The 14,110-nt window shown below is 54.9% G+C and carries 13 protein-coding genes; 6 read left to right on the top strand and 7 right to left on the bottom strand.

Features of this window, described 5'->3' with window-relative positions; translation table 11 throughout:
- The first annotated feature begins 104 nt into the window (after window positions 1-104).
- Genes FAP39_RS03680 through FAP39_RS03670 form a run of 3 tightly spaced genes read left to right on the top strand, consistent with a single transcriptional unit; the run spans window position 105 to window position 3,315 of the window.
- Window positions 105-857, top strand: a complete 753-nt coding sequence (locus FAP39_RS03680) for a biotin--[acetyl-CoA-carboxylase] ligase (protein WP_138015036.1) — start codon at window positions 105-107, stop codon at window positions 855-857.
- A gap of 17 nt (window positions 858-874) precedes the next feature.
- Window positions 875-1,651, top strand: coding sequence for a type III pantothenate kinase (locus tag FAP39_RS03675; protein ID WP_138015035.1), 777 nt, complete (start codon window positions 875-877; stop codon window positions 1,649-1,651).
- The gene (locus FAP39_RS03670) at window positions 1,648-3,315 is read left to right on the top strand and encodes a ribonuclease J (RefSeq protein WP_138015034.1); all 1,668 of its coding nucleotides are present in this window, start codon (window positions 1,648-1,650) and stop codon (window positions 3,313-3,315) included. The genes FAP39_RS03675 and FAP39_RS03670 overlap by 4 nt, the downstream gene beginning before the upstream one ends.
- Window positions 3,316-3,403: 88 nt before the next feature.
- Here the strand turns inward: FAP39_RS03670 and FAP39_RS03665 are convergent, their stop codons facing one another.
- The 5 genes from FAP39_RS03665 to FAP39_RS03645 all read right to left on the bottom strand — a co-directional run bounded on the left by FAP39_RS03665 (window position 3,404) and on the right by FAP39_RS03645 (window position 9,481).
- Window positions 3,404-4,822: a DEAD/DEAH box helicase gene (locus FAP39_RS03665; protein ID WP_138015033.1), complete on the bottom strand. Its 1,419-nt coding sequence runs from the start codon at window positions 4,820-4,822 to the stop codon at window positions 3,404-3,406.
- A 171-nt stretch (window positions 4,823-4,993) separates the two neighbouring features.
- Window positions 4,994-5,938, bottom strand: coding sequence for a glycosyltransferase family 2 protein (locus tag FAP39_RS03660; protein ID WP_138015032.1), 945 nt, complete (start codon window positions 5,936-5,938; stop codon window positions 4,994-4,996).
- Window positions 5,938-6,714, bottom strand: a complete 777-nt coding sequence (locus tag FAP39_RS03655; protein WP_138015031.1) for a hypothetical protein — start codon at window positions 6,712-6,714, stop codon at window positions 5,938-5,940. Before FAP39_RS03655 ends, FAP39_RS03660 begins: the two co-directional genes overlap by 1 nt.
- Before the next feature lie 31 nt (window positions 6,715-6,745).
- Entirely contained in the window at window positions 6,746-8,353 is a 1,608-nt protein-coding gene (locus FAP39_RS03650; protein ID WP_138015030.1) for a peptide chain release factor 3, read from the bottom strand.
- A 105-nt stretch (window positions 8,354-8,458) separates the two neighbouring features.
- The gene (locus tag FAP39_RS03645; protein WP_138015029.1) at window positions 8,459-9,481 is read right to left on the bottom strand and encodes a Hint domain-containing protein; all 1,023 of its coding nucleotides are present in this window, start codon (window positions 9,479-9,481) and stop codon (window positions 8,459-8,461) included.
- 139 nt (window positions 9,482-9,620) lie between these two features.
- On the opposite strand from FAP39_RS03645, the gene FAP39_RS03640 reads away from it, so the two are divergent.
- The 3 genes from FAP39_RS03640 to FAP39_RS03630 all read left to right on the top strand — a co-directional run bounded on the left by FAP39_RS03640 (window position 9,621) and on the right by FAP39_RS03630 (window position 12,741).
- Entirely contained in the window at window positions 9,621-10,400 is a 780-nt protein-coding gene (locus tag FAP39_RS03640) for an SDR family oxidoreductase (RefSeq protein WP_138015028.1), read from the top strand.
- Between the two features lie 6 nt (window positions 10,401-10,406).
- On the top strand, window positions 10,407-11,546 hold the full coding sequence (locus FAP39_RS03635) for a hypothetical protein (protein ID WP_138015027.1): 1,140 nt from the start codon (window positions 10,407-10,409) through the stop codon (window positions 11,544-11,546).
- Between the two features lie 172 nt (window positions 11,547-11,718).
- Window positions 11,719-12,741, top strand: a complete 1,023-nt coding sequence (locus FAP39_RS03630; protein WP_138015274.1) for an ABC transporter ATP-binding protein — start codon at window positions 11,719-11,721, stop codon at window positions 12,739-12,741.
- 9 nt (window positions 12,742-12,750) lie between these two features.
- Here the strand turns inward: FAP39_RS03630 and FAP39_RS03625 are convergent, their stop codons facing one another.
- Together FAP39_RS03625 and FAP39_RS03620 are read right to left on the bottom strand one after the other, a co-directional pair.
- Window positions 12,751-13,296, bottom strand: coding sequence for an NADase-type glycan-binding domain-containing protein (locus FAP39_RS03625; protein WP_138015026.1), 546 nt, complete (start codon window positions 13,294-13,296; stop codon window positions 12,751-12,753).
- 65 nt (window positions 13,297-13,361) lie between these two features.
- Window positions 13,362-14,024 carry a helix-turn-helix transcriptional regulator gene (locus FAP39_RS03620; protein ID WP_138015025.1) on the bottom strand — a complete coding sequence of 221 codons (663 nt, stop codon included), beginning with the start codon at window positions 14,022-14,024 and terminating at the stop codon, window positions 13,362-13,364.
- Window positions 14,025-14,110: the final 86 nt, after the last annotated feature.

Here is a 14,110-nt window from a genome sequence, read left to right as displayed (position 1 = left end):
TGACCACGTCGAGATATTCTTAATCTGTATTGCACGCGCCCCTTTCGGGGCGCGTCGTCGTTTTTAGCTACGGCCTTTGGCAATAAATTGATCGGAGACATGTGATGGAAAGCTGGCCTCAAGACTATGGCAGACGCGTTTTAGACCAAGTCGATAGCACCAATGCTGAGGCCGCGCGTATTGCGCCAACATTGACAAAGCCTGAGTGGATCTTGGGGCTGTCACAAACCAAAGGGCGTGGCCGACGTGGCCGCCCGTGGATTGATCCCAAGGGGAACTTTGCCGCGACACTCGTGATGCGACCTGCTGAACCTGCCGACCGGATGGCGTTACGGTCGTTTGTAGCGTCTTTGGCGCTGTTCGACGCGTTTGTGCTGGCAACAGGTCGCCCCGAAGCGTTTTCGCTCAAGTGGCCAAACGATGTACTGCTGAATGGGGCCAAGGTTGCGGGAATTCTGTTGGAAAGTGCTGGGTTCTCCGGTGGGGAAATTAGCCATATCGCCATTGGGATTGGGGTGAATTTGGCACAGGCACCGGCTGGAGCAGATCTTGAAACAAAAGCTGTTAGACCTGTATCGCTTTTGTCGGAAACCGGCGCACATGTGGATCCGGAAACTTTTTTGGATATCTTGGCGCCAGCATATGCCCGCTACGAGGCGCAATTCGCGACCTATGGATTTGATCCAATTCGGGCTTCGTGGCTGGATCGGGCCGCCAGACTTGGCGAGGTGATTACCGCAAGAACCACACGTGACGAAACGGTAGGTGTCTTTGAAACGGTGGACAATGCAGGCAATCTGGTGTTGAAAACACCCAAAGGCGCTGTGGCGATCCCCGCAGCTGAAATTTTCTTTTAGGCATCAAGGGGCTGATCATGCTTCTGGCAATCGATTGTGGCAATACCAACACCGTGTTTTCCATTTGGGATGGCGAGAAATTTCTGTGCACGTTACGGACATCGACGCACCACGCCCGCACGGCTGATGCCTATTTCACGTGGTTCCACACGCTTGTTCAGCACTATCAGATCGAAACCGATATCACTGATGTCATCATTTCGTCCACGGTGCCGCGCGTTGTGTTTAACCTTCGGGTGTTTGCCGACAGGTTCTTTAACTGTCGCCCTCTGGTCGTGGGCAAGCCCGAGTGTCTTTTACCCCACAATGCGCGCGTCGAAGCAGGGACCCAAGTGGGGCCGGATAGATTGGTCAATACCGCCGGAGCGTTTGACACCCACGGCGGAGATTTGATTGTTGTCGATTTTGGCACAGCCACCACATTTGACGTCGTTGATACCGACGGGGCCTATGTTGGGGGCGTCATTGCCCCGGGGGTGAACCTGTCTCTAGAGGCTCTGCACATGGCCGCAGCGGCGTTGCCTCATGTTGACATCACAAAACCACAAAACGTCGTCGGGATGAACACGGTTGCTTGTATGCAATCGGGGATTTTCTGGGGATACGTCGGACTTGTCCGCGAGATCAGCTCGCGCATTCGCGAAGAGCGCGGCCGTCCGATGAAAGTTATCGCAACAGGCGGGCTGGCGCCTTTGTTCCAGCAAGATACGGGCCTTTTTGACGCGTTCGATGAACATCTGACGATGCACGGGCTGACCGTAATACACAAATACAACAAGGATATGGCCGCGTGAGCAGCGAAAGATTAATTTACCTTCCTTTAGGAGGTGCAGGCGAAATTGGAATGAACGCATATGTGTATGGGTACGGCCCCAAGCACAAAGAACGTCTCATTCTTGTCGACCTAGGGGTGACGTTTTCCGATATGGAAAGCAGCCCAGGCGTAGATCTGATTTTCCCGGATATTCGCTGGCTGGAAGAAAACAAATCCCGCTTGGAAGCGGTATTTATTACACATGGCCACGAAGATCACGTTGGGGCCGTTGGCCATTACTGGGAAAAACTGGGCGTGCCGGTGTATGCGCGCGCATTCACAGCCAACCTTGCGCGTCACAAAATGGCAGACCAAGGGCAACCGGAAACCGAAATCAAGACAGTCTCGGCGTGGCCCGTCGTGACCAAGGCCGGTCCGTTCAGTGTTGGATTTTTGCCCGTCAGTCACTCGATTCCCGAAAGCGCTGCGTTGGTGATCGACTCACCTGCTGGTCGCGTCATCCATTCGGGTGACTTCAAGCTGGATGAAACACCTGTTGTCGGCGAGCCGTTCGACCCCGATCTTTGGGCGGATGTCGCCAAGGATGGTGTCAAAGCCCTGATTTGCGACAGTACAAACGTATTTTCATTGAAACCGGGACGGTCAGAATCCACCGTTGGGCCGGAAATTGAAAAACTGGTCGCGTCAGCGCCTGAAATGGTAGTGGCCACGACTTTTGCCTCCAACGTGGCCCGGGTTAAAACACTGGCCGAAGCTGGCGAGCGTGCAGGTCGTTCTATCTGCCTTATGGGGCGTGCCATGCGCCGCATGGTCGAAGCTGGCATCCAGACCGGTGTTTTGACCAGCTTTCCCAAGGTTGTGAGCATTGAGGATGCACGCGGGATTCCACGTGAGAACCTCATGCTTCTTGTGACGGGGTCTCAGGGTGAACGCCGCGCCGCGAGCGCGCAGCTTGCGCGCGGAAAATACAACGGCATGCAGTTGAAAGAGGGGGATCTGTTTTTGTTTTCGTCGAAAACCATTCCCGGAAACGAGCGTGGCGTCATTCGTATTATGAACCAGTTCTCTGAGATGGGCGTCGATATTGTCGACGATTCCGAGGGCAAATATCACGTATCTGGCCATGCCAATCGGCCCGACCTCGAGCGGCTTCAGGATATCGTGAATCCGCAGATGGTCATTCCAAACCACGGCGAACACCGTCACTTGCGTGAACATGCCAAACTGTCCAAAGAGCGTGGTCGCGAGTCGATCGTTGCAGTGAACGGAACAATGCTGGATCTGACGGGCGCGTCACCAAAAGTGGCCGAGTTCGTAGAGACAGGTCGCACCTATCTGGACGGGTCTGTGAAAATTGGCGCACTGGACGGTGTGGTCCGCGATCGTATTCGCATGGCGCTGAACGGGCACGTCATTGTCACGGTCATTCTGGACGAAGATGACGAACCGCTTGGCGAAGCATGGTGCGAGCTCAAAGGCTTGCCTGAACAAGGGCGTAGCTTTGCGCCGTTGCTGGATGTTGTCGAAGCGGACCTCACACAGTTCCTTGGGCGTGCAAACGAGAAAACGCTGTCAAACGATGACAAGCTTGAAACCGAATTGCGTCGGATCGCCAGAAACACCTGTCAAACAGAGATCGGCAAAAAGCCAGAAGTGACAATTATTGTCAGCCGGATGAGCTAAGGCCACCTCTGATCCATAAGGTCAGCTATCACGCACAAAAAAAGGGGCCATGATTGGCCCCTTTTCTTATTGAGATTTGATGTGTTGTCTAACCTGCGCGGCGCTCGTCAAAGCTCAGCGCGATAAAGCTGGGAAGATGATCGCCCATGCCGACAACACGGTTGTCCTTACCACCACGGTCATTGCGTCCACCACGGCCACGACGCGGCTGGCGATCCTGCTGTGCGGTCGCAGGCTTGTCTTCTGTGCGGGGGGCAGGGGGCTCGACTGCGGTCTTAGCTGGCGCAACAGGGGCCGCGGCCTCTGGCGTTTCGACTTTTTCCGCACGTTTGGGTCTAGGCTTGGATGGTTTCGCCGCCTTGATCGGGTTTTCGATCCGCGGAACCTCTTTTTGCAGCAACGTCTCGATGTCGGCAAAATTCTTTTCATCACGCGGCACGCAGATCATGATGGCTTTGCCATCACGTCCGGCGCGACCCGTCCGGCCGATACGGTGCACATAGTCTTCGGCATGCCCCGGCACATCATAGTTGAACACATGGGTCACATCCGGCACATCAAGCCCCCGTGCAGCCACATCGGATGCCACGAGAAATCTGAGCTCGCCATTGCGGAACGCATCCAAGGTTTTCATGCGTTGACTTTGGTCGAGATCGCCGTGAATTGGCGCTGCATCCAAACCGTATTTGGTCATGGACTTTGCGCAGATATCAACATCTGTCTTACGGTTGCAAAAGATAATTGCGTTGGTGCATTTGTCACCTTCAAGCGCGATCAATTCACGCAAAAGCTTGCGTTTTTCGCTGCCTTCACGATCTTTGCGCGAGGCCTTGAACATAACAACGCCTTGCTCAATGTTTTCGGACGCAGTGGCCTGACGTGCAACTTCTACTCTGGCAGGTGCAGACAGAAAGGTGTTGGTGATGCGTTCGATTTCCGGCGCCATGGTTGCGGAAAAGAACAAGGTCTGGCGCGTAAAGGGCGTCAGCGAGAAGATGCGCTCGATATCAGGGATAAAGCCCATGTCCAACATGCGGTCGGCTTCATCGACCACCATCATCTGAACACCTGTCAAAAGCAGTTTTCCGCGCTCGAAATGGTCCAGAAGGCGACCGGGCGTTGCAATCAGAACGTCCACGCCCCGATCAATCAAGGCGTCCTGTTCTTTAAAGCTCACGCCACCAATCAAAAGCGCTTTGGTCAGCTTGAGGTGCTTTGTGTAGGTATCAAAGTTTTCGGCAACCTGTGCGGCCAACTCTCGCGTGGGGCACAATACCAGACTTCTTGGCATGCGAGCCCGCGCGCGGCCTCGTGCCAAGAGCGAGATCATAGGCAGCGTAAAGCTGGCGGTTTTACCCGTTCCGGTCTGGGCGATGCCCAAAACGTCCTGCCCGAGAAGGGCTGGGGGAATCGCTCCGGCCTGAATGGGGGTCGGGGTTTCATATCCGGCTTCGCTGACTGCTTTCAGCACCTTGGGATTAAGGTTGAGATCGGAGAATTTTGTCATGTGTATCCGTGGTTTACGGACACATCTGGCCCGTAGCATCTGGGTGTGGGTCGGGCCCGTCTGGCCCCGTGGTTTGCCACATATGTGACCCACGGCGGGTTGTAGACCAATGGGCGGCTTTGGTCAATCAAACCTCTGATATGGAGCTGTTTTGTCGCCAATTCGGCAACATTAAGCCTGAAATGACGGGAAATGTTTTTGGCGAGAGGTGTCCAGAGCCATATCATAGCTTCGGAGAAGCCCATGTGTCTGCAGGGCTTTCAGGTGTTTTGGCGTCGCCAAGCAGACTTCTTCAAAGAAGTCGCGTATTCCGTTTTCTTTCTGAAGTTGGTCGAACAGGACATGCAGCGTCAGCCCGCCTTGGGATTCGGGCAGAGCCGCGCGCATTTCGGCGCGGTAAGAGCCCTTTTTGTGACGATAGGCCAAGGTTTGTGTCCACTCTGCCCAATCGGTCGCGTGGAAATGGCACAGATCGATATTCTGTAATTCAACGGAATTCGGGTTTTCGACATCATTCAGAAACGCATTGTGTATCCGAATTGACATCCCCTCAAGGCCCGTGCGCACAAATATCTTGCCTTGGACATGGCTGAGAAAACCGCCTCTGAGATATGGACCAAAGGTGGGGTAAACGGACCGCGAGCGCTCTGCGCGCCCCTGTTTGGCGCTGATCCATGCCTTGAAGTGCGAAATGTTGTCTGTTTGGCTGTGCATTGGAGCAAGCGCCTCAACGGGGCGTACACGTGCGACCTGTGCAGAGGAGGGCGTTTCGCACAGCAGAGCGCGAACAGAGTGTGTCTGGGGCCATAGAAATTCGTCGACGTCCATATGCATCAACCAGTCGATGTCGCTTGCCTGTGCATAAGCGTGATTGGCATTGCGTGATTGGCGCACCTGATGTTTCGGAGGTCGCTTCTTGCCGTCGGCTGTCCAATAGGCCTGATTGGTGCGCGTCACGGTTATCTTTGGGTGGGCCGCGAGCAACGATTGGGACACATCATTGCGTTCATCCAGATAGATAAACAGGTGATCTGCGCCCAACTCTAGATGGTGCGCAGCGAAATTCAAAACCGCCTGTGTCGGAGCCTTTACTGTGGCAACCACGCCCCAGCGCATTATTTCGACGCCTTGATGCGGGCGCGTTCGTCACGCATGGCGGCCAACCGACGAAACAGCGTTGTGGGATCATCGTTCAGCGTTTCGAACAAATGATTAGCCAGCGGTGCGATCACAGGATCAGTCTGCGATAGGGTCCAGACGGGTGCCAACAGGTTGATGTCCAAGCCCCCGTGCTGAAGCGAGTAGGGATCCATATCCATCGGCAGATTTGCTTTGATGCGGCCCTTGAAAGGATGCGCCGCGTCTGGTGGCGTACCAGAGAACAGCCGCTCGAATTCATAGAGTTTCATCATGCCAAACAGCATGCGCAAAGCTTGGCCGACTTGGCGTTGCACGTCTGTGTCACCATGGTCGGCAAATGTCATGATCGAGGAGACTTTCCAGCGCAGGTCAAGCACGTCAATCAAATGGGTCGACTGTTCGCGCCAAAGTCTCAGGAATAACGGTGCCGCCTGAACAGGCGCCTGCTTTTTGCGCAGGTTCGCAATCAGCATAGCGTTCAGATATGCGAGTTGTGAATTGCCGACAAATTCTGTTGCGATGGCGCGTCGCTTGTTTGCCCAAGAAGAGTTTTTTTGAGGCTCGGTCGCAAGCTTTTGCGTCGCCGTTTGTGGCACGGTCTGTTGAGAGAATGCATGTAAATCAGCGTCAAGATCAGGCAGGGATTCTTTGAAAAAAACAAAGGGTTCTCGCCGACTGTTGTAGCGTTCATTTAGCGCGGATAGCCCGCCCGGATAGCTCTGACGTTTGGTGTTCATACTGTATGATTGCACGGAGAAAACCCCCGTGCAATTACCCAAATCTTTAGACCATCATTTCCTTGGTCGCCGTCAAGACAACGTCTGGATAGTCTCTGGCCACGCGATCGATATCCCACTGCAGGCGTGTCAGAAACACGATGTCCCCATCATTGTCGAGTGCGATGTGCTGCTTGTTGGTATTTGTAAATTTATCAACAGCTTGCGCATCACCGCTCACCCATCTTGCCGATGTGAACTGGCTTTGTTCAAACCGCACGGGCAGCCCGTATTCCATCTCGATACGGCTGGCCAGTACCTCAAACTGCAGTTGCCCCACGACGCCGACAATAAAGCCGGATCCGATCGAGGGCTTAAAGACTTTGGCAGCACCTTCTTCCGCGAACTGCATCAAGGCTTTTTCCAGGTGCTTGGCCTTAAGCGGGTCGCCCGCGCGTACACCTTGCAAAAGCTCTGGGGCGAAGGAGGGAATGCCACTGACGCGCAGCGCTTCACCTTCGGTTAGGGTGTCACCGATCCGCAATTGCCCATGGTTGGGAATACCAATGATATCTCCGGCCCATGCCTCTTCTGCGAGTTCGCGATCCGATGCCAAAAACAACACAGGATTTGAAATGGCCATCGGCTTTTTCGTGCGCACATGGGTGAGTTTCATGCCGCGTTTAAAGTGCCCGGCCGCCATACGCACAAACGCCACGCGGTCGCGATGTTTGGGGTCCATATTGGCCTGAACCTTGAATACAAACCCCGAAACTTTGGTTTCTTCAGGGGAAATGTTGCGCGGGCTGGCAGATTGAACCTGAGGTTGCGGCCCATAACGGCCGATCCCGTCCATAAGCTCTTTGACGCCAAAGGAATTGATCGCAGAACCAAACCAAATCGGTGTCATATGACCTTCAAGCACGGCTTGCGGGTCAAGTGTGGGCAGCAATTCGCGCGCCATCTCGATTTCTTCAAGGAACTGGTCCAGCAAATGCGCGGGGACATGTTCAGAAAGCTTGGGGTCATCAAGACCGTTGATTTCTATGGTTTCTGCAATTTTGTTCCGATCCGCACGGTCCATCAATTCCAGACGATCCCGCAGCAGATCATAGCAGCCGACAAATTCTTTGCCGGTCCCAATTGGCCAAGACGCAGGAGTTACGTCAATCGCGAGGTTTTCTTGAATTTCATCAATGATCTCAAACGTATCACGGCTTTCGCGATCCATCTTGTTACAGAATGTCAGGATCGGCAGGTCACGCAACCGGCAAACTTCAAAGAGTTTCTGCGTTTGGCTTTCTACACCTTTTGCGCCATCGATGACCATAACGGCCGCGTCGACGGCAGTGAGCGTGCGATACGTGTCTTCTGAAAAGTCCGAGTGACCCGGTGTGTCGACGAGATTAAATCGCAGGCCGTTGAAATCAAAGGACATTGCGGATGCGCTTACCGAAATTCCGCGGTCTTTTTCCATCTGCATAAAGTCCGAACGGGTTCGGCGTGCTTCACCTTTGGCGCGTACTTGACCCGCCATCTGGATCGCACCACCGTACAACAGGAACTTTTCGGTCAGCGTTGTCTTGCCCGCATCAGGATGCGAAATAATCGCAAACGTACGGCGCCGCGCAATTTCTGGCGGCAGGTCAGGGCGGTTTGATGAAACGTCAAGCATGCGACCGCATATAGAGACGCTGCAGAATGGGCGCAATATGGCGCGAAGAATAACCTGTTTGAATTGAGATCAGCTTGAGCAGGCTGATCGCCATTGCCGGCCGCGCTATTTTGAAGAGGCGCGCCGCAATAGATCGACCACGTTGGGGCGTTTTAACAAGGTCTCGGTGACTTCAATGGCTTGATGTGCTTGTGATGCGGCCGCGTCATGCGCATTGGGAAGTTCTTGGTTGATCTCTTGGGGCAAAACGGGGCGGGTCCGTGTGTCGGCCTGCATGGTTTCTGCGGAAATGCCTTCTGCGAAGATGATCTGATGCGTATCAAATAGCAGTTGGAAGTAATCCACATAGCCGCCTTCTTGCACAAACACGGTGTTGCCGTTCACAAGGTGCCGCGCCCGCACCAGCAGCTCTGAGCGACCTGCGCCGATGTGGTCATGGCGCTGGTAAATAAACAGGCGGTGATCAGGGCTCACGATCAGATCGTCGGCGTTGTTCAAGGTGCCAGCTGTAATCACGATGGGGGCAAACTCGCCCAAAGCACGTACGGTTGAATGCCCGACCCAACGGATCGGTTGCGGACCGTCATCGCGGGTCAGCACAAGATCCCCCGCCTTGAGGTCCTCTATCGCGCGCTGTTCTCCCGAGGCCATGGTGATGTGGGTCCCCGAGGAAAAGCTCACGCAGGCCATTTGGGCCATGCGCAGACGCGCACTTTCGCGGTCAATTCCCACAAGTGAATACGGCGTTTTGACATATAGCGGGGCGAGGGGGGCGGCATAGATATCAGCCACATGCCCGTCTGTATCAACCTCGACAAGCAACAGCGTTTCGACGGTTTCTCCGGTGGGTGCCATAAATGTCAGCACACTGTCGGCGTGTAGTCCGGCACCGGGCGTACCCAAGGAACTCTCGGGGCTGATGATGAACTGGCCGCTCTCGCGAACCTCGATAGATAAGCCTTGGATGTCAGAAAGATACCGCAACTCGTAAATGTCGTCCGGCACCAATTCGTCTGCAAATGACAATGCATCGCCAAGATTGGCGCCATCCGTCACACGCAGTCTATCTGCACGATAGACCGGCAGCCGCTGAGCGGGCAGGGATGTTTGTTGCAGGTCATTGGACATTCGTGGACAATCTCACTTTTGTAAGGGTGTAATCAAGAGGGTACTGAAAATTGTGACCAATTCAGGCCAACCGATTGGCAATTTGCTGGCGCGCACCACAAATTAGGCATTAGGTGTTCACAAAGGTAGGGAGAATACGATGGATTTGGGAATTCGTGGCAAACGTGCGCTGGTGTGCGCATCATCCAAAGGTCTGGGGCTCGGCTGTGCCGAGGCGTTGGCAGAAGCGGGTGTTGATTTGATAATGAATGCGCGCGGGGCTGAAGCGCTCGACGCATCCGCAGATGATATCCGATCACGGTTTGGCGTTGATGTGGTGACGGTTGCGGCAGACGTGACCACTGCAGACGGGCAGACTGCGGTACTAGAAGCTGCGCGTGATGTTGATATTCTGGTGACAAATGCAGGCGGGCCGCCTCCTGGACTTTGGTCAGACTGGGAGCGGGACGATTTTATTAAGGCGTTGGATGCCAATATGCTGGCGCCGATTGCCCTGATGAAAGGGCTGCTTCCGACTATGATGGCCAAAGGGTGGGGGCGTGTGGTGAATATCACATCCCAATCGGTCAAAGCGCCAATCGCGGTTCTGGGGTTGTCGAATTCGGCGCGCGCGGGTCTGACTGGATATGTCGCCGGCACCGCCCGTCAGGTCGCGGGATCAGGCGTCACCATCAACAATCTGCAACCGGGCATTCATGCGACGGATCGGGCGGTGTCGTTGGACACAGGTGTCAGTCAGGCGCAGGGCATTTCTATGGATGATGCCAAGGCTGCCCGATGTGCTACGATTCCTGCGGGCCGATATGGGACGCGGCAGGAATTTGGTGCGACATGTGCCTTTCTCTGTTCGCAACACGCCGGATTTGTTGTGGGACAGAATTGGCTTTTGGATGGCGGCGCCACAAACTCAACGATGTAGGTCACCATGGCGCAAGGCTTTTCACTAAAAGATCAACTGTTCAATGCATCGACTTTGGGTGATTTGGCGGCAGAGTATTCTGCCGCCTTGCCCGATTTTGATGCACAGCCTTTTCTGGCCGAGGTCTTGGCCGGTCTGGAAGGCCGGGAGCTGATGGCGCGGCTGGACTGGATCGCCGATTGCGTCGAGAAACGTCTTGCGAGCGATTTTCCAACGATGGCGTCGCAGCTTGAGGCGGCGATGCCGGATCGCCTTGATCCCACGCTGCGTGACGACGATTTTGGCCGCTTTATCCATGCAGTACCCGGAATTTTGGCTGTGCGTCATGGGCTCGAAACCCACGCAAGCCGTGCCTTGGATTTGCTGCACGAGGCGACACAGCGGTTTTCTATGGAGTTCTATATCCGTCCGTTTTTGGACCGTTGGCCCGAGGACACGCTTGCGCGATTGTCTCAGTGGGCGACGGATGAAAATTATCACGTGCGTCGACTTGTCAGCGAAGGCACACGGCCCAAGCTGCCGTGGGCCAAAAAGATCACCTTGGATCCGCTTGTGCCGTTGCCATTCCTCACGACATTGCATGCGGATTCCACTCGGTTTGTGACCCGTTCGGTTGCCAACCATTTGAATGATATTGCCAAGTTCGACGGCGATCTGGTGGTGGCCACATTGCGCGATTGGCGCACGCAAGGGCGTCAGGTCTCAAAGGAGCTGGATTGGATGACCCGTCATGCTTTGCGCACGCTGGTCAAACAAGGGCATGTCGGGGCTCTCGAGTTGCTGGGGTTTCACGCAGACGCCCCCGCCAAAGTGGCATCTTTGGTCCTCGCAGAAACACGCGTGCCGATCGGATCGGCACTTGAAATTTCTCTGACGCTTGCCACTGATGCACCTCACGACGTGCCGGTGATGGTTGATTATATTTTGCGCTTTCACCGCCCCAAAGGGGGAGCCGGTGAAAAGGTGTTTAAGCTTAAGCAAACCAAACTGCCGAAAAACGGACAGGTTCTCTTGACCAAGAAGCATCCCCTTAAAGGTGACGCGACCACGTTTCGGCTGTATCCGGGACCCCATACGGTGGCCATTCAGGTAAATGGACGTGTCTTGGATGAAGTCGCGTTTGAACTGGTGCCCGCGATTGGCTAATCTTGATAAACTTCGTACCCATAACAGAGGCGCGAATGGTTGCAGCCCAAAAGGGGGGCTGGTAGAGATCAGGAAATCCGATGGTTTCCATCGGACATAGCGCGAGGCCCTTGTGACAACTGTTCCCCCAAGACTTGAAATCCGCAACCTCAAGCGCCGCTTTGGCGATCGCATGGTGGTGGATGACGTCTCTCTGAGCATTCAGCCCGGACATGTGACGTGTCTGTTGGGGCCGTCCGGGTGTGGAAAATCCACAACGCTGCGCATGATTGCCGGTGTTGATATGCAAGACAGCGGCGAAATCTATGTTGATGGCCAGCTGATTTGCGACACCGTGTTTCGCATTCCCCCCGAGCGGCGGCACATCGGATTGATGTTTCAGGATTTTGCGCTGTTTCCTCACCTGAGCGTGGCAGACAACGTGGCCTTTGGGCTTTCTGGGTCCAAAGAGGTGAAACGCGCGCGTGTGAGTGAGCTGTTAGACAAAGTGGGGCTGAGCTGGGCCATCAACGATTATCCGCATGTTTTGTCAGGGGGCGAGCAGCAGAGGGTCGCCTTGGCGCGGGCCTTGGCACCGCGTCCCCGGATCATGTTGATGGACGAGCCGTTCTCGGGGTTGGATAACCGCTTGAGGGATGCCATCCGGGATCAAACTCTGGCCCTGCTCAAAGAAGAAGACACCGCAGTGATGCTTGTGACACATGAGCCAGAAGAGGCCATGCGTATGGCCGACGAAATTGCATTGATGCGTGGCGGGAAAATTGTTCAACAAGGCGCGCCATATAACATTTATAATGCACCTGCAGACAGAGAGGCCGTGGCGTTTTTCAGCGACGTCAATGTCATCAAAGGAACCAGCAACGGGGCTTTGACAGATACGCCTTTTGGCCAATTCTTGACACCCGGGCTTGCGGATGGTGCCGAAGTTGACATCGTTATTCGACCTCAGCACCTCAAGCTTGACTTCGATCGCGGCGGCAAGGGGCCGCTGCCCACCGCCACCGATGGTGTTGCTGCACGCGGGATTGTGACGCGCGCAAGATTCATGGGCAACGAGAGCCTTGTCGAGTTCCGTATGGACTATGACAATTCAACCCTTACTGCGACGGTGCCCAACGTCTTTTTGCCAGCCATCGATACTCCGTTGTGGCTGACAATCCGGCGGGATCGGTGTTTTGTATTTCCCGCCAAATAAGCGGTTTGCTTACATACCCCAGTCAGGCCAAATCTCGTTGACACAAGTGTCTTGCCACCGTGTCCCCGGATAGACGCTGTCGATGACGATCTGAATGCTGCGCGGTTGCAGGTGCGACCAAGGCAGCGGAATTGGCTGTTCTACGCCATGATCCTCGAGACGATAGGACATGGTGCGGCGTTCCATATCGTCTTGGGCCCAAAAGTGCACAGTGATGTCTTTGACGCGACTGTTTGATGTGAACGATTTGCTCGATTTGGCATAACCGTTGCTGATCCAGATTGTGTTTAGGGGGCCAGCAAATCGATAATCAAACGAGATCGTTTCGCCGATCCCATGCCCTGAACGGCCTTCACACCATGCTGTGCGCGAATCCGAGTCACGCAGCGAGCGGATGTCATATCGGTTCCCTGATTGCGGCGCGAGGGCACTGCTGACGCAAATAGATTGATAGTCATATGCTTGCGTCCCCGATGACGTGTCGCACAACTGTTGGGCACCGACGGGGGCGGCAAGCGCGAGCATTACACCTGTCATACTGATCAAAGTTCGCATGGATCACCTCTTGGTTGGGATGTCCCAAGTATACCATGATCGTGATGGCGCGGCCTTGACCCGCCTCAAGTGGCATTGGCGTCAAAATCTCTGAGCCGCTTACCCGGTTCATCCACAAACAGACCCGGAAGTATTACGAGTTTCTCGATTTGATCCGCGCGCAGCGTCAGAAAACTCTCCGAACTGTCCGACCATACCAGGCAGGTCCATACGCGCCCCCAATAGTCGAGCTTGAGTGGGCGCACATCCTGAACCGTAGTGTCTTGTAACGTCACACGAAGCTTTTGACGGTTTCGGATGGCCGCGCGTAACGGCGCCAAATGCCGAAACCCTTGGGCCGCGTCGGCAAAGGGATATACGGCAAAGCCAAATGATTTCGGCGCGCCGTGGCGGTCCTCGGGAAGCACGGCATCAATTTTGGCCGACAGGCTTTCGGCGGCAGTGCGCAATGCGCCGTCTACGCCGTTGCCTACGGCTGCAAGTCCAAGGTGTAGGGCCTCCAGCTCGGTTTCCGTCAGGTTGAGCGGGGGCAGGGTGATGGCCGCACGTGCCGAATATCCGGCGCCACGTTCGCCTTCGACAGGAATGCCGCTGGCCGCCAGTGTGTCCATGTCGCGGTAAATTGTGCGCACAGATACCTTGAGCTGGCTGGCCATGTCTTCGGCACGGTGCAAATCCCCGTCTTTGAGGATCTCAATTAGTGCATAGAGCCGGTCAGAACGTTTCATTTGGTGATTCTCTTGAGGTTTCTCGGCTATTACTGACAAAATTCTGTCAACTGACAAGCTGTTGACAGAAGTCAGTCAAAAAACAA

The organism is Shimia litoralis (assembly GCF_005518135.1).
GTDB classification, from domain to species: Bacteria; Pseudomonadota; Alphaproteobacteria; order Rhodobacterales; family Rhodobacteraceae; genus Shimia_E; species Shimia_E litoralis.
Note: the sequence above shows the minus strand (reverse complement) of the source record. Positions and strands in the feature narration are given on the sequence as shown.